Consider the following 19,557-nt stretch of genomic DNA (forward strand, 5'->3'; position numbering starts at 1 on the left):
TGACAAAGAAAATGTGGATTGTAATGATGCTTCTGTCAGTCATTTTAGCTCTTACCGCCTGTGGTGGAAATGTAAAGCAACCGGATGAAAAGCAGAATCAAACATCTAGCGAACAAAAGTCAGAGGAAACGAAAACAGTCAAAACGATTCATGGAGATATTAAGATTCCGGTTCACCCTCAGCGGATTGTAGTAGATATGTACCAGAATGATTTATTAGCACTAGGAATTAAACCTGTAGGAAGTGTTAAATATTATCTGGATAATCCGTTTTCAAAGGAGCTTGTGCAGGGCATTGCAAGCATTGGAGACCGCAGCAGCGTATCCATTGAGAAAGTATTGGCTCTGGAGCCTGATTTGATTCTGATTGGTTCCAAAGATGCTTCTGATTATGAAAAATATAGTAAAGTTGCTCCGACCATCGTTATTCCATATGGAACGTACAAGAATGTGCATGAGGAACTGACAGCTTTTGGTGAGCTGCTTGGAAAAGAACAGGAAGCCAAAACATGGCTTGCGCAATACGATCAGCGAATGCAGGCTGCACGTGACAAGCTAAAGGGAATTGTTCAGCCTGGAGATACTTTCACCGTAATGGAAGCTTCGGATAAAGAATACTATGTATATGGCGATAATTTTGGCAGAGGAGGACAGGCGGTATACAAAGGACTGAATTTGTCCCCTCCGCCGCTTGTCCAAAAAGAATTATTTGGTGAGACTCAATGGAAATCGGTGTCAAAAGAAGTCATTAATCAATATGCTGGCTCTTATATCTTTCTGACGGTTAACAAGGATTTGAGCGGTTACGAAGGAGACAGCATATGGAAATCACTGAATGCAGTCCGGCAAGGTAAGGTTTTTGAGCTCCAGGAGGATCGATATTGGTACTTCGATCCCATTGCCATTGTAGGGCAAGCTGAAGAAATCGCAGATTTGATCGTCCAGCGGAATAAAGAGAACGCCACACAGAAGTAGTCAAGTAGTCGCTTCGGTGTTGTTGGCAGCCCTTTGGTATTTATGCCGAAGGGCTTTATTTGTTCACAATAGGGCAGAGTATTAGGCATTACTCGAAATTTGCTATTGATGCCGTTGCCACATTAATTTACAATAGTAAAGATTGCATGATAATAATTCTCATTATCAACATCATCTTCAACACAGTTCGTGATAGCTACATACTATTCAACAGTAAGGGTGAACAATAGTTATGAAATTATCAGAATCATCGGATAGCCCCGCTCAAAGTAATCATAACCAGTCGCCGACTCAATTCCACTCGCGACCTTGGGCGGCTTCGCTTATCCTGACAGTTGGGCTTGGACTTTTAGCGTTCGGTATCGCGCTATCCCTATCTTTTGGTGCAGCCTCAATTAGGCTGGAAGAGGTATGGAACGCTGTTTTCCATTTTAATCCTGAATTGCAAAATCATCAAATTATTTGGGAAATCCGTCTACCTCGGATTCTGGGTGGGGTTTTAATCGGAATTTGCTTTGCTGTTGCAGGTGCAATTATGCAAGGAATGACCCGAAATCCGCTTGCTGACTCGGGCTTGCTTGGACTGAACTCGGGAGCCAGCTTGGCGATGGCGATTTGCTTTGCCCTTTTTCCTGGCTCTTCCTTTTTACAGTTAATGTTGTATTCCTTTGTTGGTGCAGCTCTGGCTGTTGTGATGGTATATGGTACAAGCTCCATATCCAAATCAGGTCTTACGCCAGTTCGTCTTGTATTGGCGGGTGCAGCTGTCACGGCATTGCTGTCTGCCTTAGGAGATGCGATCAGTTTGTACTTTGATGTTGGACAGGATTTGGCCTTTTGGTATGCCGGAGGGCTTAGTGGAACCAAGTGGGTTCAGCTCGGTATAGTTTTGCCTTGGGTTGTGGCAGCTTTTATCGGTGCTCTCATGTTGTCGCGCTCCATTACGCTGCTCAGTTTGGGAGACGAAATTGCGTCGAGCCTTGGTCAGCGAACTGGGGTGGTAAAGGTAGTTGGAATGATTCTTGTTCTGATTTTGGCGGGTGCAGCGGTGTCGTTGGTGGGTTCTATAGGTTTCGTGGGATTGATTATTCCCCATATAACCCGCAAGCTGGTTGGCGTCGATTATCGCTGGATTATTCCATGCTCGGCCATTATGGGGGCTTTACTCATTGTGTTTGCCGATCTGGCAGCCCGTATGATTAACGCACCTGAGGAAACACCGGTGGGCGTACTTATTGCCTTAATTGGGGTTCCGTTCTTCCTTTATCTGGCACGTAAAGAAAGGAGGGCACTGTAAGATGAATAACGTTACGAATGGGGCTATTGCCAAAGCTAGTCATCGTAAAAAAATACATGATTGGATGGTTGTAGTCATTCTGCTCGTATTGCTCATTGCTGCGTTCACCATAAGTGCGAATACGGGAACCATCCGGCTTTCGCCAATGGAGCTATTTAGAACCTTGTTTGGACAAGGGACTCCACAGCAGGAATTAATCCTATTTGAATTCCGATTGCCACGAATGGTTATTTCCCTTCTTATCGGTGCAGGTCTCGCTGTTTCTGGCTGCATCATGCAGGGAGTTTCGCGTAACGGCCTAGCGGACCCTGGTATTCTAGGCATTAATGCAGGCGCCGGGTTGATGGTCATGCTGTTTGTATTGCTTTTTCCATCTATGCAAACTACGAATTCATTGTTTTTACTTCCCGCTCTTGCACTGATTGGATCAGGAGCAGCTGCTATTCTCATCTACGCGCTTTCTTACAAGAAAGGTGAAGGAATTTCTCCGACAAGGCTACTGCTGAGCGGAATTGGCGTAGCGGCGGGTATCAGTGCTGCGATGATCATTATGACTCTTAAGCTGACACCCGAAAGTTACACGTTTGTAGCTAATTGGTTAGCAGGAAGCATCTGGGGCTCAAACTGGAAATTCGTGATGGCTCTGTTGCCTTGGCTGATTGTATTGCTTCCTTTCGCATACTACAAAGCAAATGTGATGAATGTGCTTAATCTGGGAGATCAGACGGCATCGGGGTTGGGTACAGCTATCGAAAAGGAACGTATTCTCCTTCTCGCTGCTGCGGTTGGATTGGCCAGTTCTAGTGTTTCGGTTAGTGGCGGTATCGGCTTTGTCGGTTTGGTGGCTCCACATTTGGCGAGAAAGCTGGTGGGGCCGAAGCATAAAATGCTGCTGGTAACCTGTGCTTTAGTCGGAGCACTCCTGGTACTTGTAGCGGATACGATCACACGATCCTTACCTTTACAGAAAGAAATCCCGACAGGTTTAATTGTAGCCATCATTGGTGCGCCATACTTCTTATACCTGTTGAGTCGCTCCAAAGGGTAACGTCACGAAAGAGTACCACCTGTCAATTAAAGGCTACGCAAACAAATAACCTTCAACACCACTAAGGAAGTGGGGCTGAAGGTTATTTGTTTCATTTAATTTAGCAGCCTTTCATCTCAACGGGAAGTATTCAAGGCATGAGAGGTTTGATGCAGCTCTCTGATCATTTTATGCAACGTGTAATTTTCCTGACGTGTCACGCCGTGTTGATTTTCCTGAACCAGCAACTGATGGATGTTTCGTTTTAGAATTTCACTTCGACGTTCCAGCATTTCGGTACTCATAAATAATGAACACTCCCTTTGTCATGAATAAACCTACATTTTTGAAATGAGCATAGGCTGAATTTAAGTTTGCCTTTCGACTTCTTTAAGTATATCGTGCTGGATGATCAAGGGAAAACGGAGCGAGACAGCAAATTGCTTTTTCTCATCATCCATGCCGTGTCGACAGCGACTCACCCCATGAGTTCTTAGATATACTTCCTGATGCTAGCGATAACAGGGGATTAGGCGTAATTAACTTCATGTATATAATTGTTTTTTTGATATAAACGGATTAAGTGTATTAATCCATTTGAAATATTTGTCCGTAAGGAGCGTATTGGATATTGCTCAGGCTGTTCTGAACAAGCAGGGGCTTAATAGCGAGTTAATACAAAGGATCACATTGTGTATTTGCAGAAAATCAACTTGTGCGCTTAAAAGTTAGCTAGGTTTCTGAAGATCAGCATTTTACATACAGAATTTATAGATGAACCCGACCAGTTAAAGCGAATGTATATGGAATCACTTATCAGTTTGCTAAAAGCTATGGAGGGGAGCAACTAGAACTGCAAAGTTGTATTCAATGCAATCATTGGTTTATTCCATATTAGCGAGCTCAGTTAACCAAATTTTGCAGTTCTAAATGTCGGAGTCATTACAACTACCTAATGAAAAGAAAAGAATAAGAGGCTATAACATTTTGGAAGTGAGGAGATACAATAATGATTATTTAAAAATCGGATGAAGAAATTGAGATCATGAGGGGAGCTAGCCGAATTACGACTATTCTGCCAGTCCGCACCGCTTGCCTTTGAGGCCGAACTTTTCAAGTCCTGTGTTGTACGGCCATAGACGTATACTGGAAGCCATGATCCGAATGAAGTACGGCTCCGGATACGTCTATTTTGTGTGCATTCATAATACCATTTTCATCATACCCCGGACCGAAAAGATCCGGAATGGTGGAGAAATAGCTGCTTTATCAACATTATTTGTATTGTGGATATACCGGCTGAACGACTACCTGCTCAGGATCATGACCGAAGAACAACAGATTCGGCTTAACCTCCTGCACAATCTGCTGAATGCGGGCGATTGACTGACGTGCCTGTTCACGGTCAAAGCCGTCAAACGGCACGTCGTTTGCGTAATTCTCCTGCGTGTAGGCAACATCAATCGTCAGCATGACCGGACCCGATTCCTTTGTTGTGACCAACGCGGACTGATGACCCGGCGAATGCCCCGGAGTATAGAACAGTTGCAAACCTGGAACCAGCTCATGATCCCCTTGAAGCAGTCGGTAATTCAAGTCCGCCTGCACGCATTCCGGTGGCGCATACTCCAGATTACCGATCGCAGCGTCTGCTTCGGTCTGCTGCACATAAATCGGTGTATTTGGAAAATGCGGATTGCCTCCGGCATGATCCATATGCATATGAGAGATTACGATGGCATGGATATCGTCCGGTTGATAGCCGATCCGATCCAGTACAGCCACGATACTATCATCGGCTGACATATGGGGAATGAAGCGCCCTTCAAACGGTGTACTTTTAAAATAATTTGGATTGTCGATAAACGAATCCGGCATACCGGTATCAATGAGAATCGGACCGTGATCTGTCTCCAGCAGATACGACCAGATTTGCAGGCGCACCAGTTCACCGGGCTGTGCATGATGGTTGAGTGAGGAACGATCAATATCAAGCTGACCGATCGGTAACCAGTACAATCTGTTAATCATACAATCATCCTCCAATCGTAGTTTACATAATAATTATTATGTAGTTATTAATCAGGGTTTGGCTGACGGAAAGTGATGTTTGTATTTTCGTTTGTAAGATCCGGGTGCTGGAGCCTCGTGCTGTCGTTGTAATCTCACTCTTTAGAAAATTAATTTTTTAATAGTTTAAATGAAAAGGCATTTAGGCGTCCAGCAGAAATTTGCCGTCAGGCAGGCCAGTTCATGCTTTTCCTGTGAACAAGACTGTTTCTACGCTCTGCTCGAAATTTGCCCAGAAGCTGGATCACACGGTCATCATCTCGAAATCGGTGAAATTCTTGGTGATCCACTGCTGCTAGTGGGTGAAAATTACAATCAGCTAGCAGGCTATCATATGGAGATGGTGCACACGCCGGAAGGTGATCCGGATAGCGAGTTGGAAGCTGCACATGATATTCATGTTTTGGCCACTATGGCGATTTTGACTGCTACCGATCGAGAGCAGCGCCCCCCAGCTTGCTGATGAAGTAGAGAAGTGGTGCCGCATGCAAGACTATTGGCTATTTAGTTTTGTTTTGGATATGAATGAATTACATTAGGTGAACTTTTCTTGAGCGTGTTTTAATTTGTCTACATTGTGGGATCGCCCCCCTCTGACCCTATGTCACGCCGTTAAGTGATTTGAAATGTCTGCTTGAAGGCGATACTAGGCTGGACAAGAGGAAAAACGCTCTATTTGCCCTTGAAAAGCACTAAAAAAACAGCGTATAATATAAATTATACGCTGTTTAGGTTTAAAACGACTTTTAGAATCCCTCCTGCATAAGATGTCGATTGGATTGTCGATAAAAATCAGACGAAAATGATCGTTTTACAGTATATTTCGGAATATGAACTGAATTGGAGGCGAGCGAGATGAAAAAAGAGATGCGACATGTGGAACTCGATACAACTGAAGAAATTGATGAAATATATACTGAGGAGCTGGAAGCTTTTTTGATCTGGATGAAGGATGCAGGATATACGATACATACGCAAAAAAATTATATGGGGGATGTGAAGCAGTTTTTACGGACGTTGCGTGAAAAACCACTCGATCAGGTGAAGAAGATTCATGTTATGTCGTATTTGTCTAAAGCGCGGGAGGGAGGCGCCGGAGATAGTACGCGGAACCGGAAGCATGCAGCGGTGAACAGTTTCTTTAAAGCGCTACAGGAATTTGAGTTATGCAGCACAAATCCGGCAGCGGGAATTAAAAAAGCAAAGACTGAAAAGAATCGTATGCCCGTCTATCTGGATGAAAAGGATATTCATCCGTTTTTGCTCGCGGTGGAGGGGAAATATGCAAATCGCAATATGGCTATTTTTCTGCTGATGGTCTACATGGGATTGCGGGTGGGGGAGGTTCATTCATTGAATGTCTCAGATTATAGCCGAGAAAGACGTACCTTAGATGTGTTCGGTAAAGGACGGAAGTGGCGTACTCTCCCGGTACCAGAAGCCGTGTGTGATTTTGTAGAGCATGCGTTGGAGGAAAGATTGACGCCGTGGAGAGGTAAAGAGGATGCGATGTTCGTATCCCAAAAAGGCCGCCGTCTGGCAGTGCGCACCATTCAACAGATCGCTACAGAAACGTTCGAACGATTCCAGCAAGATAAGAGTATGGAACGCCGGGAGGCTTATTCCAGCCATAAGTTGAGACATACATTTGCGACAATGCTATTACGTAAGGGAGCAGATCTGCGTACCGTGCAGGAGCTACTGGGGCATTCATCCATTCAGACAACCACAGTATATACACATGTCACTGATCGGGAAAAAGAAAAAGCAATGGATAAGCTGGATATTCAGATACCAATATCAGGATTGTGAGTATATGTTGGAAAATTGAGATTAAACAAAAAAAGAGTTTACATAATTATTATTATGTAAACTCTTGATGGGGAGTCATATCCCGACTCGCAAATAAAATCAACGACTTTGTCTCATCAATATTGTGAACGTTGTAAACTTGTGAGAGAACCCCACATTAGAACTTGACCTGGAACGCGTTTCATAAGCTAGGTTAAATGTATAAGCTTTTAATCCACTCTTGTTAGAAAATAAACTCAGATTCTAGTGTATATTGGAGGATTTTATATATGTTTAAACTGGTAGTAAGTTTGGCGAGCACGGAAAAGGGATCTGGATCTTAGGGGACAGTGCTACGCGGATTAAAAGGATGGAGTCGTCGTCAAAGAGTTTACGATTGGACACAATCTAGCATTACAAGCGATAAGAGATATCGAATGTTTTTCCAATGATTTTAATATCATAGCATGTACAACGGAAGCAGCATTTGTTCATTCTCATATTCAAGACGAATACTATAAAATTGTGAAAGGCTCGTATAAAGAAGTGGTTAAGATTGATTCATTTGATCAAATCAAAATTAGCTTTCTTAAAATAACTGTATATGATCCAGCTGGAAGAAGTCCCTTATTAAGAAAACATGTTGAAAAGACTCTACTGGGTCAAATTTATATCGTTGATTCTGAAGCAAATTGACTGGATATTACAGCACTTCATACCCATAAAGGGGAGACGGTAAGAAAACTCCAAGAGATATTAGGGATTACTGAGGATGAGAACCCCAAATTGCATCATGAAAGGACTATACGTAGCATGAAAAATAAAATACTGGTTTTTGATATTGGTGGCTCTTTTATTAAATTTAGTTTGTATTTTCAAGGTGAGTTTATGTGTAAGGGGAAAGTTAAAACTCCATTGGACTCACTTGAGAATCTACTTGTAGCTTTGAAGCAAATTCATAATCAGTTTATAGATGAATGTGAAGGTATAGCTGTCAGCATGCCAGGTATTGTGGATTCGGAAAGCGGTCACATGGTGCATGGCGGTTCATTAAGATATATAAATGATATAAATATGATCGAAGTTTTTAAGAAAGCGTTTCATTTACCCGTAGCAATTGAAAATGATGGAAAATGCGCTTCTCTGGGAGAAGCATGGTGTGGTTCATTACAGGGAATCGCTGATGGTGTTGTTCTGGTCGTTGGAACCGGAATGGGCGGTGGAATCATCTCTCAAGGTAAATTGCTAAAAGGCCATCATTTATCGGCTGGGGAATTCTCCTTCATCAGAACTAACAATGAGTATGCAGACAATGTTGATTATTTGCTTGGTATGCAAGGGAGTAGTTCTGTATTATCTAAAACCGTTGCCAAAGCTAAAGGGCTTCCTGCAGATTCTATGACAGGTGAAAAAGTATTCAAGCTCATTGAAGAAGGTGATCACACGGTCCAAACGATTTTTCAAGAATACTGTAGGAACATCGCAACACAAATTATTAATTTGCAAACGATTCTTGATCCTGAAAAGTTTGTAATTGGGGGAGGCATATCTGCAAATCCTTTACTGGTTATTACTATTAAAGAAGAACTAGAGAAACTTTATCTAGATTCGATCTTAAATTTTGTGCGTGCAGATATTGAGCAGAGTAAATTAGGCAATGAAGCGAATTTGCTAGGTGCTATATATAACTACAAACAAACCTATCATCTTGAATGATAACAAAAGTTATATTTCGATGTTTGATTTATCTTGTCCTGTCTAATAAGGAAGCATAAAGTTTACATAATATATATTATGTTTTTAGTGAGGTGAAATCTGCAAGTGAATCACTCTTATCAAGTGTCCACTTGCAGATTCAAGTTTCACTGACAATGCAAAATAGCTTATTTTTCAGTTGAGAATATACGCATGCGTCTATATTTCATTTTCCGGGGGAGATTCAATCATCAGTCCTTCGACATGCTTACGTCCCAGCAGTTTTCGTTTTTTGCGGTTTTCCTTGGTTTCTAAAACAATATCCAGATCATAGTCGTCAGGATACAATTCAGTAGCAGCGATGTGAAGGACGAGCCTCTTTTTGTTCATGGTTAGCTTCTGTCCTTGGATCAAAATCCCGACATTACCCCGTTCATCCTCGGTTTTGTATACAATTCCAGTTCGATCCAGATAGCCTACATAAACACTATCGCCAAGGGCAAAAGGCTTGGTTTTGAGAGGAATTTCTTGTTTACCCCGTTTTGTGACTGTCTGGTCTAAAGCCTCTTTTTTAGAAAAAAGATTATTTGCATCATCAGACTTTTCATCATCCACAGAAGGGGGAATAACAAACGATTCCTGTGTATTCCGAGACGCTCTGCCTGCAGAAATGGCCTCAGAACGTTCGATAATACGTGTCCACATGCCCAGCTTCAAGGCAATTGCATATGCATAGCTTTCTCCGGCCTCTCCAATGCGAAGTCGGTACAAAGGTTGTAGCGTTTCGGTATCAAACTCCATACGAGCATTCTGAAATCCCGGTGTGTTTTCAGCAAAATGCTTGATTTCGCTAAAGTGCGTTGTAGCCACTACTGTCGCTCGGCGGCGATGGAATTCTTCTAGCAACGCGATAGAAAGGCCTACTCCTTCTCCTGGATCGGTGCCGGATGCCATTTCATCAATCAGAATCAGAGTAGAGTTGCCTGTTGTTTCTAAAATGCTAATCATGTTGCGAATGTGTGCAGAAAAGGTGCTCAAAGCATGTTCAATGCTTTGTCCATCCCCGATATCTACCACAATTTCCTCGAATACAGCCATTCGGCTACCATGCAAAACAGGTACCAGTAGCCCAGATTGCACCATTAGTGTTAATAGACCGACGCTTTTAAGGGCCATCGTTTTTCCGCCTGTGTTCGGTCCAGTGATGATGAGTGAGGAATATCCTTCACCAATTGAGAAATCAAGCGGCACCATGGTATTGGACATCAATGGGTGACGTGCACCTTGGATGTCTATAATCCCGTCAAGGTTAAGTTCGACAGGGACAGCATCCAGAGTCATGGCGTATTTGGCTTTTGCCAATAAAAAATCCAGTACACCTACAGTCTCTGTATTGATGCTTAGTTCCCGGTTGTATGACTCGGCCATTGCCGTCAGGTCTCCCAGCACTTTCATTTCTTCTTTAGATTCTTCTGCCATGTTTGCGCTCTGATCGAATTGCAGATTCGTGATTTCGGCAGGTTCAACGTAAACCGTCTGACCACTTCCCGATTCATCCAGTACATTGCCTTTCACTTGTTTACGGAATTCTTTTTTGATAGGAAGCACGTAACGGCCATTGCGCTGACTAATCATATTTTCCTGCATAATGGATCGGTGACGGCTTGTGAGAGAGTCAAGTTTTCTCTTGATGCGTTCTTCAGTAACCGCAATTTTTTTGCGAATTTTAGCTAGTTCTTTACTGGCGATATCCGTCACACGTCCCGAATGAATACATCTTTCGATTTCGGATAGAAGTGGCTCCATGCTATACATGGAAGATGCATAAGCGCTGACGGTTGGAGCAGCGTCCGCCTTGGAATGCATATATTTTATGAGTTGAATGCAGCTTCGAATGAATTGAGCCATATGAGAAAAATCACGCTCGCTGAACATATACCCGGTTCCGAGCAGTTGAAGAATGTGCTCCATTCCTTCCAACGAAGGAACAGGGACGCTTGCTCCGTGGCGAATGATCTGTAACGCTTCGTTGGTTTCGTCAAGACGAATCTTAATGGTACGGACATCAGTAATTGGGCACATAGAAGCAGCGTGATGCTTACCCAGATAAGAAAAAGCACATTCGGAAACTCTTGTTTTAATTTGATCATATTCCAAACGCAGCATTGTAGTTTCGTTCATGAATAAATCTCTCCTTTAATTGTGTAGTGTCAGGATTTTGGAAAACTTGCTATTAAAATAAAAAAGGGCGGAGAATGAACAAAACGTTCATTCTCCGCCCTTAAGGAAAGAGGGAATTTATCAACAAATAAGCCTGTTATACAGCTTTTGTAGTTCCGAGTTCCGTGTTTCCAATTCATTCACGCAACAGCTCTTTGCTAAGCTATTTGGATCGAATGGAAAAGGGAAGTTACAAAATCTGAAAACAAAAAACCGCGCTGAACACAGCACGGAATAAGGCCTGGATGAAGATAATCCCGAAGGCGATTTATGATATCCGCATGTTCTTAACTAATATCAGGATAACAACACAGCAAGAAACAAACCTGCCCCCGAAGGGTACAAGCGCCTGGTGTTACTCCCTGAATATGCAATTGCTTAGTTAAGAACGTTCACCGACATCAAAATCTCTCCCTTAATTGAAGATATAACCATACTATACGATTGGACGGGCGTTGAAGTCAAGGCCGACTTCTTTAATTCGATACAATAGGGATCATTTTGTTAACATAATATATATTATGTTAACAAAATATAATGTCTTTTAAATGAGAATGATGATCATTATAATTGTAATCAAGAGCATGAAGAAAGAGAGTCATAATCCGTATGAAATCATGATACAAACATTAAGAAACCGCCCCCGGAGAATGCCATATCATATCTCCAGGGGCGGTTTCTTGTGCTGTTATTCAGAATCATCGGCTATGACAGCTTGTACAGGCTGCCTGTCACGAAGCAATGGTAACAACAGCATCGCTCCGACCAAAAACAAACCGGCGCTCACGGTATATACAGTATTCAGGGAGGATTCGTGTTTGAGTGTTCCGCCGATACTCATACCGACGACCATCATCCCGGAGAACAGGGGAGAGAGGGCACCACCGACGCGGCCGATAAATGCAGCTTCGGCATTTTTCATCATCATCGTGTTGATACCGATATGAATGCAAGGATAAAATAGGCCGCTGAAAACTTGTAGTGCCATAGTCAACACAATATTGTGCGACCATCCGACACCACAGGTTGTCAGTGTGCTGACCAAGAGTCCGGCTACCAGGAGCAATTGCGGCTGTACTTTTTTGGCAACCCCCATAATCAGGCCGCCTCCCACCAGCATAGCCGCTCCGTTCGCCATTAATGGCCATTGCAGGAATTCCTTGTTTTGTCCAAGGTTCTCAATGGCGACAAAAATCATTAATGGTTGAATAAGTCCAACCGCCAGTCCAATTACAGTAAATGTTCCCCCAAGCGTGCGAAGTGTGCGGTTATTCCATACATAACGTATTCCTTCTTTAAGCTCTTGAATGAAATGAGTGGGTTGATCATCTATCTCAAGTGCTTGTTCATCTTGGGGAATACGAGTCAAGACAAGTGCCGAAATGAGAAACAATATTCCGGTTATAGACATTGAAAAGAAAATTCCAAAGTGTTGATAAATAAATGTACCGATAACAGGACCGATAACCATAAATAATGCCATGAGAGATTGAAAAAGGGCCATCACTCCCTGAAGCTGGTCTGGTGCTACATGCTGCTTAAATATCTTCATTGCAGACGGCTGAGAAAATTGAGATAGAATGGCCGAAAAGAAAGTAGACAGCAAAAGCATCTGCCATGACCCGTACCATAATGCCAACAAGACAATAAAAATAGAGGCCGCGGATAGCAAATCGCAACTAATCATAGTCCGTTTGGGCCGCCAGCGGTCCGCAAATGTTCCTCCAATGATAGCGAACAGAAAAATAGGCATGAATTCAGCAACCGAAATGAGCGATACGTAGACGGGATCATTATGAGTCAAATCTGTTACATACAACAGTATGGCAAAATTGCGCACCCAAATGCCCAAATTTAACAGCGCATTGGAGGCGATAATGGTTCTTATATATGGATTTTTAAACAACAACAAACTCTCCTTTCCTGTTTTCAAGGTGCGAACCCCTTGTAATATCGTTTTATATAAACAAAAATTATTTTTGTCTATATAATAATAGATAATATAATAAATTAACTATTGTTTAGTCAAATGTTTTTTTGAAACCAAGAAGAAAGTAGAGCATGGAAATAAAGAGGTCAATGATCCTTAAGGACGTGAATTAGAATAGTGATAAAGTACTCACTTTAAACTTGTGAGTTGGTAATAATATCTAATCAAAAAAAAGTTAATATAATATATATTGTGTTAACTAAATTGCTTGTCTAATAATAGGGCTTTGAATCCGATGTACCTTTTAAAATCATAGTGATATAATTACGCGTACATGCCTGAAAAGGAGCGAATGGAACATAAATGAACTTTCAAGTGGATTTTTTATCTTTTTTTGTAATTCAGGTAGATGGAAAAGAAGGACAGGGTGGTAAGTCCTATAAGCATTACGCTACAATGGACGACTACGATTATGACGAAAGCGATGTTAAAAAATTTCTGGACGGGGAATTTACTCGTATTAGCAAGCGGAAGGTTGAAAAAAATCCCAGCACAGAGCAGGCACCGACCAAAATCGGCCGCTTTATCGTCGAACCGGAGCATGAATTGAGCAGTAATCCGAATTTCAATATGTTCGCCCGACTGCGGGCAGCAGAGGATAAGGAAGATTTTAAAAATGCTTGTGACGATCTGGTGCGGATGTATCTGGATACGAGCGCAGTACGCGGCGGAGCGCTGATCATTGTACAGGCTACCTTGAATACACACTCGGATGATCCGTTTATTTTTGTGCTTAAATGTGATTTTGAACCTAAAATTGCCAGAATTACTGAAAGCAGTCTGGTGAGTGAGGTCGAAATGGCTATTTCTGCCCGTAATATGAAATCCATCATGTATCCTTACATGCTTGAGGAGGGGATGAACGATGAGTGGGAGCTTAAAATTCACCAGTCTTCGCATGCCCGGTATTTTGAAGATTTTTTGAAATTCGTGACCTATGAGCAATCCATGCCCGAAATTGTCAATGAGCATGTCATGGGCTTCGTTCAGAACTATGTAGAAACCAAATGGCCGGATGCATCTAATGAGGAAAGACAGCAGGAAGAGCGTGATCTGGAATTGTGGGCGGCTAGCGAAAAACGGGATTTGCAAGGGAAATGGGAACCCCTTCAGGTCGTAGAGGCTGCACAGCATATTGTCGAGCTGAAACCAGAAATTGAAGTTCGTTTTAAACTAGATGATACGGCCGTGCGTGGGCTACTGTCCGACTTTGGCGCCAAGCTGCACATCACGAAACTTCATGATAGATATGCACTTATTATTGAAGGCGATGCATTTACGTTTGAAAAGGGATTTTCACCGATTGAGTTGCTCCAACCTGAATCGTTTGAAACGGTGGCTGAGCGGCTAAAAGAGAAACGCCAGCATGAAAATGAGGATGGCGATACGCCGCCTTGGTAATTCGAATGCAAAACAAGACGACAAACTGAACTTTTACATTATAATGACTAAAAAACTGGCCTCTCAACGGATATTACCGCTGTGGAGGCCAGTTTTGTTTAGCTTTTATGTTCCTGATCTACATATGAACTTTGCTAATTTGATCTTTCAGCTTGTCCGCAGATTGAAGCAACCTGGCACGTTCCTCGTCATTGAGCGGAAGATCCAAAATTTCACGTACCCCATTGTGATCTACGATACTTGGAACACCTAAATATACGTCAGATACTCCGTTATAATCTTCCAGCAAGGTGGACACATTAAGTACCGACCCCTCGTCACCGAGAATGGCGGCTACGATTCGGTCGAGAGCCAGCCCTATAGCATAAGAAGTTGCGCCTTTAGCATCTATAATTTCATAGGCAGCATTCTTGGTATTTTCAAAAATTTCATTTTTCGTTTCTTCACCCAGTTCCAGCGGAGTTCCAGCTACGTTGGCTGTGCTCCATACAGGTAACTCAGAGTCACCATGTTCTCCAATAATATGGGCGTGGATGCTTCGTGGATCGATGCCCTTTTGCTTTCCAATCAGATAGCGGAAGCGTGCGCTGTCCAGCAACGTTCCTGATCCAATGACTCTGCTTGAAGGCCAACCACTGCGTTTCCAAGAGATGTAGGAGAGAATGTCCACTGGATTGGTTGCGATCAGCAAAATGCCATGTGTATTGACCTTGACGATATTATCAATAATACTTTCAAAAATTTCGGCATTACGCTTCAGTAAATCAATGCGCGTTTCTCCCGGCTTTTGTGAAGCGCCCGCTGTAACAATAATGATATCTGCATCACGGCAGTCTTCATAATCACCTGCCCACACTTTGACACCACCGAGAAAGGGAAGCCCATGATTCATATCGAGCATTTCCCCCTTCGCCTTTTTGACGTTGACATCAATAAAGACAAGTTCTGACATGCGTTGGCGCAGCAGTAGGGTATAGCCGGTTGTTGTGCCAACCGCCCCCATGCCGACAATGGCCACTCTACTTCGTTTGTAAGGTTTTAAGCTCATAAAATCTCATCTCCTTCTCGGGTTGAATACCTTTTCATTTTGGGCTATTTCTTAAAATTTTATCTTTCCAACTTAGTGTACCGTATATATTTACCCACCGCAAAGAAATATGACATTTTTCCTTGACTTCAAAGGCGAGCTCGCTAATAATTAATCGAATGATAAGAACACGCACTAAAGCGTTGCAGCATCGATATTGACGCATGAAATTATGGAAAGAGGATTCGGCATATGGACTTATTTCGAAAAAAAACAGGACTGTTCCCGCATGAGGAAAGCGGATCTACAGGTCGCTTAAAGAGAACAATGGGTGCCTTTGATCTCACCATGCTAGGTGTAGGATGTATTATCGGTACCGGGATTTTTGTTATTACTGGCAAGGCAGCAGCAGAAAATGCAGGTCCTGGATTGATGCTCTCTTTTGTTATTGCAGGTATTGCCTGCGTACTAGCAGCCTTGTGCTATGCGGAGCTTTCATCTACAGTTCCCGCAGCTGGGAGCGCTTATGCGTATAGTTATATTGTATTTGGAGAAATTTTGGCTTGGGTACTGGGGTGGGACCTAATTCTGGAATATGGAGTGGCGGCCGCCTCTGTGAGTAGTGGATGGTCTGCATACTTTCAAGGCTTGCTGGCTGGATTTGATGTACATTTACCGCTGGCTTTAACCGCAGCCTTCGATTCGACCAAGGGAACCATTATTGATCTACCAGCCGTGTGTATCATTATGCTCATCACATTGTTACTGAGTCTCGGAGCCAAGGAGACGGTCCGATTCAATTTAATAATGGTTTGTGTTAAAGTCGGAGTTGTATTGCTATTTATTGGGATCGGTATCTTTTATGTTAAGCCTGACAACTGGACACCATTTTTGCCTTATGGATTTTCTGGTGTTTTGAGTGCTGCGGCAATCGTATTTTTTGCTTATCTGGGTTTCGATGCCATCTCAACTGCAGCCGAAGAGGTTCGCAATCCGCAACGGAATATGCCCATCGGCATTATTTCTTCTCTAGCGATCTGCACAGTACTGTATATTGCGGTTTCAGTTGTACTAACGGGAATGGTACCTTATACGCAGCTGGGGGTAAGTGATCCTGTTGCGTTTGCTCTCCGCTTTATTCATCAGGATTTCGTAGCCGGATTGATTTCAGTCGGTGCGATTGCGGGGATGACGACCGTTTTATTGGTGCTCTTGTATGGTCAAACGCGGTTAATTTTCTCCATGTCACGTGATGGCCTTTTACCCGTTTTTTTATCTAAAATAAATGCTAAAACTCAAACGCCAATTCGAAGCACTTGGTTGGTGGGCAGCATTATCGCATTGGCTAGTGGATTGTTCCCGTTACATGCACTGACCAATCTGACGAGTATTGGAACCCTATTCGCTTTTGCTGTGGTATCGGTAGGAGTTATCGTTCTGCGCAAGAAACGCCCTGATTTGAAAAGAGGCTTTACCGTGCCGTGGGTTCCGTTGCTCCCACTTTTAAGTGCTTTGGTTTGCATCGGTCTGATGCTTCAGCTTCATATTAGCACCTGGATTGGATTCATTGTGTGGCTCCTGCTTGGATTGTTGATCTATTTCTTCTATGGATACCACAAAAGTTTGTTGAACCGTAAATCTTAATAAATTCTAGTATAAAAAAAGCCGGCATCCTGCACTCTTGTGAAGGGTCCGGTTTTTTTGCCATTACGCGAAAAGTGTCACATAGAGGCGTTTATGGTATAATTCTGTTTCAGATACGCTTTTGGCACGTGATTACAGCATGCCATCGAGGGAGGATTTTTATATGAAACTGCGCTGGCGTGCGCTCTTGGGGGGAGTACTGCTGCTGACGGGCATTCTACTGACTGCCTGTTCTGCTGAAGCCCCAGATACGTTAACTAAACCTCCGATTGAGGAACCGGATGACCAGGGTCAGACGATTACAATTAATCCACCAGTGACTCCAAAGGTGGGCGATCCCAACGCCAAATATGTAGTACAGACGCGAATAGCGGATTTTCATTTAATTGATACCAATAAAGGGTTAGTTTGGGGAGTTACCCATAATGAGCTCCGGCTTTATGATACTCATGATGGCGGAAAGACATGGAATAATATTTCCCCCTCCGAAAACGTCCAATTTCAAGACAAGCTTGAATATGGAAAGGACATCAGTTTCACTGATTCTCGTCACGGTTGGGTTGTCCGTCAAAATTTGGACAAAACAGCAACCGTCATTCTGAGAACAGCAGATGGAGGACAGAGCTGGGATGTTTCAGCGCTTCCAAGTGGGGACCATGTGAACTCGATTCAATATGTAAATCCAACTACTGGCTGGATCATGGCATATGTAAATCTGAATGAGCAGGATCAACAAAAACTGTTGTATCACACCACTGACGGGGGAGCCACATGGAATAAAGTTGCGCAAAGTTCGGGTATGACATCCAACAAATCAGGCTCAGGTTTACCCGATCGGGGCAGCCTGGCGGGGATGAGCTTTTCTTCCAACAATCAGGGGTTTGTAGCGATCAATCTGGATAACAGTGTTAAGTTGTACAAGACTTTGAATCAAGGGAAAACCTGGACTCCGGTAGCTAACAGAATACAGGGCTGTCCTCAGGCAAAAGCAGAAGCCCAGCAGTCTCTGAAAGGGAGCAGTGCCTCGTACTGGATTCCGGTTCTTTGCTATGGGGATAAGGCCATAAAATATAACGGACTGTTTACAAACGATACAGGGACACAATGGAACGGTGTGCCTTTGGGTCTGAGTAGCAACATTAATTCTATTATCCCTGGCCGTACGTTTCTAAATGAAAAGGAAGGGTGGATCATAACCGAGACCGGAATGAGCCGTACAATGGATGGGGGGAAGACGTGGACAAGTCTCACAGGCAACAAAGTGCTACCTTTGAAGCTAAAAGACTACCCACGATCGGTTAAGCTCCGTTTCGCTTCTTCTTCGGTGGGTTGGCTTCTTTTGGAACGCCTTGATGACAAAAAGTCACTGCTGCTGAAAACGACGGACGGCGGTGCGAACTGGAGAATTTTATAATCGCTATAAAGGTGATTGCCCTGGGGTGTTTTTCCCAGGGCGTTTTATTTTTAAAAAATTTAAATTTTATATGACTATATGTGAAAAAAATCACAAACTAACAAATAAGCCGCTGTTATACTAAACCTGTAAACAACGATAGGAGTGATAATCATGAGAGCGAATCAGGATCATATGTTAACCCAATACTACCTTCAATTTTGTTATACTTGCCAGGATGCCTATGGTTGCACGACTGAAGAGGACTGCAAGCAGTGTGCAGAGCGTTACGCTGAAGACGAAAATCATGAAGTTCTGGATGAAACACAACGTTATCTCCAGCTTGTACATGTGTAAATCGATGCATCATTCTGATATCGCCATATCTTGAGCCCTCCCGGATAATTCCGTGGGGGCTCTTGGCGTTCTTGAGGGTTGCTATCAAATTTGGGCAGGAACATACATATACTGTTATAGAAAGCTTAGGTCAGGTCAGGATGCCCGGTAGTTTCCCTGTGAAATGCCTGGCGGAGAGGAGTGCGGTGCATGGGTTTTGAGTCATTATGGATGTTCGATTGGCTGGGCACGGTACTGCCCGTATTTTTCGTTGTCGTGTTGGGTATTGTCGTGTTGTCTGCAGGCAGGGAAGTCATGGAATGGAGTCGGAATAAAAGGCAGCCTGTATTGACGGTCGGTTCCCGAATTACAGCCAGAAGGACACATCTCCAACAGAGGCGGCAGGAGGAACAAGGGACTCGTACCTATACTTTCTATTACGTAACCTTCGAGGTGGAAAGTGGCGACCGGATGGAGTTTAAGGTATCTGGGGAAGAATATGGTCAATGCGCTGAAGGGGATGAGGGACGGCTTACTTTTCAGGGTACAAGGTATATCGGGTTTCAGCGTCTTAATCGCTATAGCTTGGAACAGGTTAAAATGTAGAATTCAGTCTAATTATTTTTTGGATTCATTTACAGCCTTCTGCGAGATGCCAGGGTAGAGGGCTGTAGATGTTTCTTGTACAGCAC

16 protein-coding genes and 1 pseudogene are annotated in these 19,557 nt (G+C 43.2%); 12 read left to right on the plus strand and 5 right to left on the minus strand.

The window, feature by feature from the left end:
- Positions 1 to 11: 11 nt before the first annotated feature.
- From NLX74_RS09380 to NLX74_RS09390, 3 genes are all read left to right on the plus strand, one after another.
- Positions 12 to 974 carry an ABC transporter substrate-binding protein gene (locus NLX74_RS09380; protein WP_254328604.1) on the plus strand — a complete coding sequence of 321 codons (963 nt, stop codon included), beginning with the start codon at positions 12 to 14 and terminating at the stop codon, positions 972 to 974.
- 232 nt (positions 975 to 1,206) lie between these two features.
- Complete coding sequence (locus NLX74_RS09385) at positions 1,207 to 2,271, plus strand: FecCD family ABC transporter permease (protein ID WP_254328524.1); 1,065 nt, start codon at positions 1,207 to 1,209, stop codon at positions 2,269 to 2,271.
- Between the two features lies 1 nt (position 2,272).
- Entirely contained in the window at positions 2,273 to 3,319 is a 1,047-nt protein-coding gene (locus tag NLX74_RS09390; protein WP_061828269.1) for a FecCD family ABC transporter permease, read from the plus strand.
- 116 nt (positions 3,320 to 3,435) lie between these two features.
- On the opposite strand, the gene NLX74_RS09395 is transcribed toward NLX74_RS09390, so the two are convergent.
- Both NLX74_RS09395 and aiiA read right to left on the minus strand, forming a co-directional pair.
- Positions 3,436 to 3,603 carry a hypothetical protein gene (locus tag NLX74_RS09395; protein WP_007432475.1) on the minus strand — a complete coding sequence of 56 codons (168 nt, stop codon included), beginning with the start codon at positions 3,601 to 3,603 and terminating at the stop codon, positions 3,436 to 3,438.
- A 970-nt stretch (positions 3,604 to 4,573) separates the two neighbouring features.
- Positions 4,574 to 5,329: a quorum-quenching N-acyl homoserine lactonase AiiA gene (gene aiiA, locus NLX74_RS09400; RefSeq protein ID WP_235309717.1), complete on the minus strand. Its 756-nt coding sequence runs from the start codon at positions 5,327 to 5,329 to the stop codon at positions 4,574 to 4,576.
- 169 nt (positions 5,330 to 5,498) lie between these two features.
- On the opposite strand from aiiA, the gene NLX74_RS09405 reads away from it, so the two are divergent.
- The 4 genes and pseudogenes from NLX74_RS09405 to NLX74_RS09415 all read left to right on the plus strand — a co-directional run bounded on the left by NLX74_RS09405 (position 5,499) and on the right by NLX74_RS09415 (position 8,875).
- On the plus strand, positions 5,499 to 5,831 hold the full coding sequence (locus NLX74_RS09405) for a hypothetical protein (RefSeq protein ID WP_254328525.1): 333 nt from the start codon (positions 5,499 to 5,501) through the stop codon (positions 5,829 to 5,831).
- A 392-nt stretch (positions 5,832 to 6,223) separates the two neighbouring features.
- Entirely contained in the window at positions 6,224 to 7,180 is a 957-nt protein-coding gene (locus tag NLX74_RS09410) for a tyrosine-type recombinase/integrase (RefSeq protein ID WP_061828272.1), read from the plus strand.
- Positions 7,181 to 7,469: 289 nt separating this feature from the next.
- Positions 7,470 to 7,936 (plus strand): annotated as a pseudogene (locus NLX74_RS25810) (HAD hydrolase family protein); the annotation flags it as partial.
- A 36-nt stretch (positions 7,937 to 7,972) separates the two neighbouring features.
- On the plus strand, positions 7,973 to 8,875 hold the full coding sequence (locus tag NLX74_RS09415) for an ROK family protein (protein ID WP_254328526.1): 903 nt from the start codon (positions 7,973 to 7,975) through the stop codon (positions 8,873 to 8,875).
- A gap of 198 nt (positions 8,876 to 9,073) precedes the next feature.
- On the opposite strand, the gene NLX74_RS09420 is transcribed toward NLX74_RS09415, so the two are convergent.
- Positions 9,074 to 11,035, minus strand: coding sequence for an endonuclease MutS2 (locus NLX74_RS09420; RefSeq protein ID WP_254328527.1), 1,962 nt, complete (start codon positions 11,033 to 11,035; stop codon positions 9,074 to 9,076).
- A 727-nt stretch (positions 11,036 to 11,762) separates the two neighbouring features.
- A complete protein-coding gene (locus tag NLX74_RS09425) occupies positions 11,763 to 12,980 on the minus strand; it encodes an MFS transporter (protein ID WP_254328605.1) in 1,218 nt (405 codons plus the stop codon).
- A gap of 387 nt (positions 12,981 to 13,367) precedes the next feature.
- Between NLX74_RS09425 and NLX74_RS09430 the strand changes: the two genes are divergently transcribed.
- Positions 13,368 to 14,465: a DUF3900 domain-containing protein gene (locus NLX74_RS09430; RefSeq protein WP_069289650.1), complete on the plus strand. Its 1,098-nt coding sequence runs from the start codon at positions 13,368 to 13,370 to the stop codon at positions 14,463 to 14,465.
- Positions 14,466 to 14,583: 118 nt separating this feature from the next.
- Here NLX74_RS09430 and NLX74_RS09435 read toward each other — a convergent pair whose 3' ends face one another.
- Positions 14,584 to 15,513 (minus strand): L-lactate dehydrogenase, encoded by a 930-nt coding sequence (locus tag NLX74_RS09435; RefSeq protein WP_013310450.1) that lies wholly within the window; start codon positions 15,511 to 15,513, stop codon positions 14,584 to 14,586.
- A gap of 231 nt (positions 15,514 to 15,744) precedes the next feature.
- Here NLX74_RS09435 and bcaP point away from each other — a divergent pair, with 231 nt between their 5' ends.
- The 4 genes from bcaP (at position 15,745) to NLX74_RS09455 (ending at position 19,471) form a co-directional block, all read left to right on the plus strand.
- The gene (gene bcaP, locus NLX74_RS09440; RefSeq protein ID WP_254328528.1) at positions 15,745 to 17,136 is read left to right on the plus strand and encodes a branched-chain amino acid transporter BcaP; all 1,392 of its coding nucleotides are present in this window, start codon (positions 15,745 to 15,747) and stop codon (positions 17,134 to 17,136) included.
- Between the two features lie 163 nt (positions 17,137 to 17,299).
- Positions 17,300 to 18,550: a WD40/YVTN/BNR-like repeat-containing protein gene (locus NLX74_RS09445; protein WP_254328529.1), complete on the plus strand. Its 1,251-nt coding sequence runs from the start codon at positions 17,300 to 17,302 to the stop codon at positions 18,548 to 18,550.
- 153 nt (positions 18,551 to 18,703) lie between these two features.
- A complete protein-coding gene (locus tag NLX74_RS09450; RefSeq protein WP_061828281.1) occupies positions 18,704 to 18,886 on the plus strand; it encodes a hypothetical protein in 183 nt (60 codons plus the stop codon).
- A gap of 189 nt (positions 18,887 to 19,075) precedes the next feature.
- Entirely contained in the window at positions 19,076 to 19,471 is a 396-nt protein-coding gene (locus NLX74_RS09455; protein WP_013371386.1) for a DUF2500 domain-containing protein, read from the plus strand.
- Positions 19,472 to 19,557 lie beyond the last annotated feature (86 nt).

Source organism: Paenibacillus sp. MZ03-122A (assembly GCF_024213325.1).
Classification (GTDB): Bacteria; Bacillota; Bacilli; order Paenibacillales; family Paenibacillaceae; genus Paenibacillus; species Paenibacillus polymyxa_B.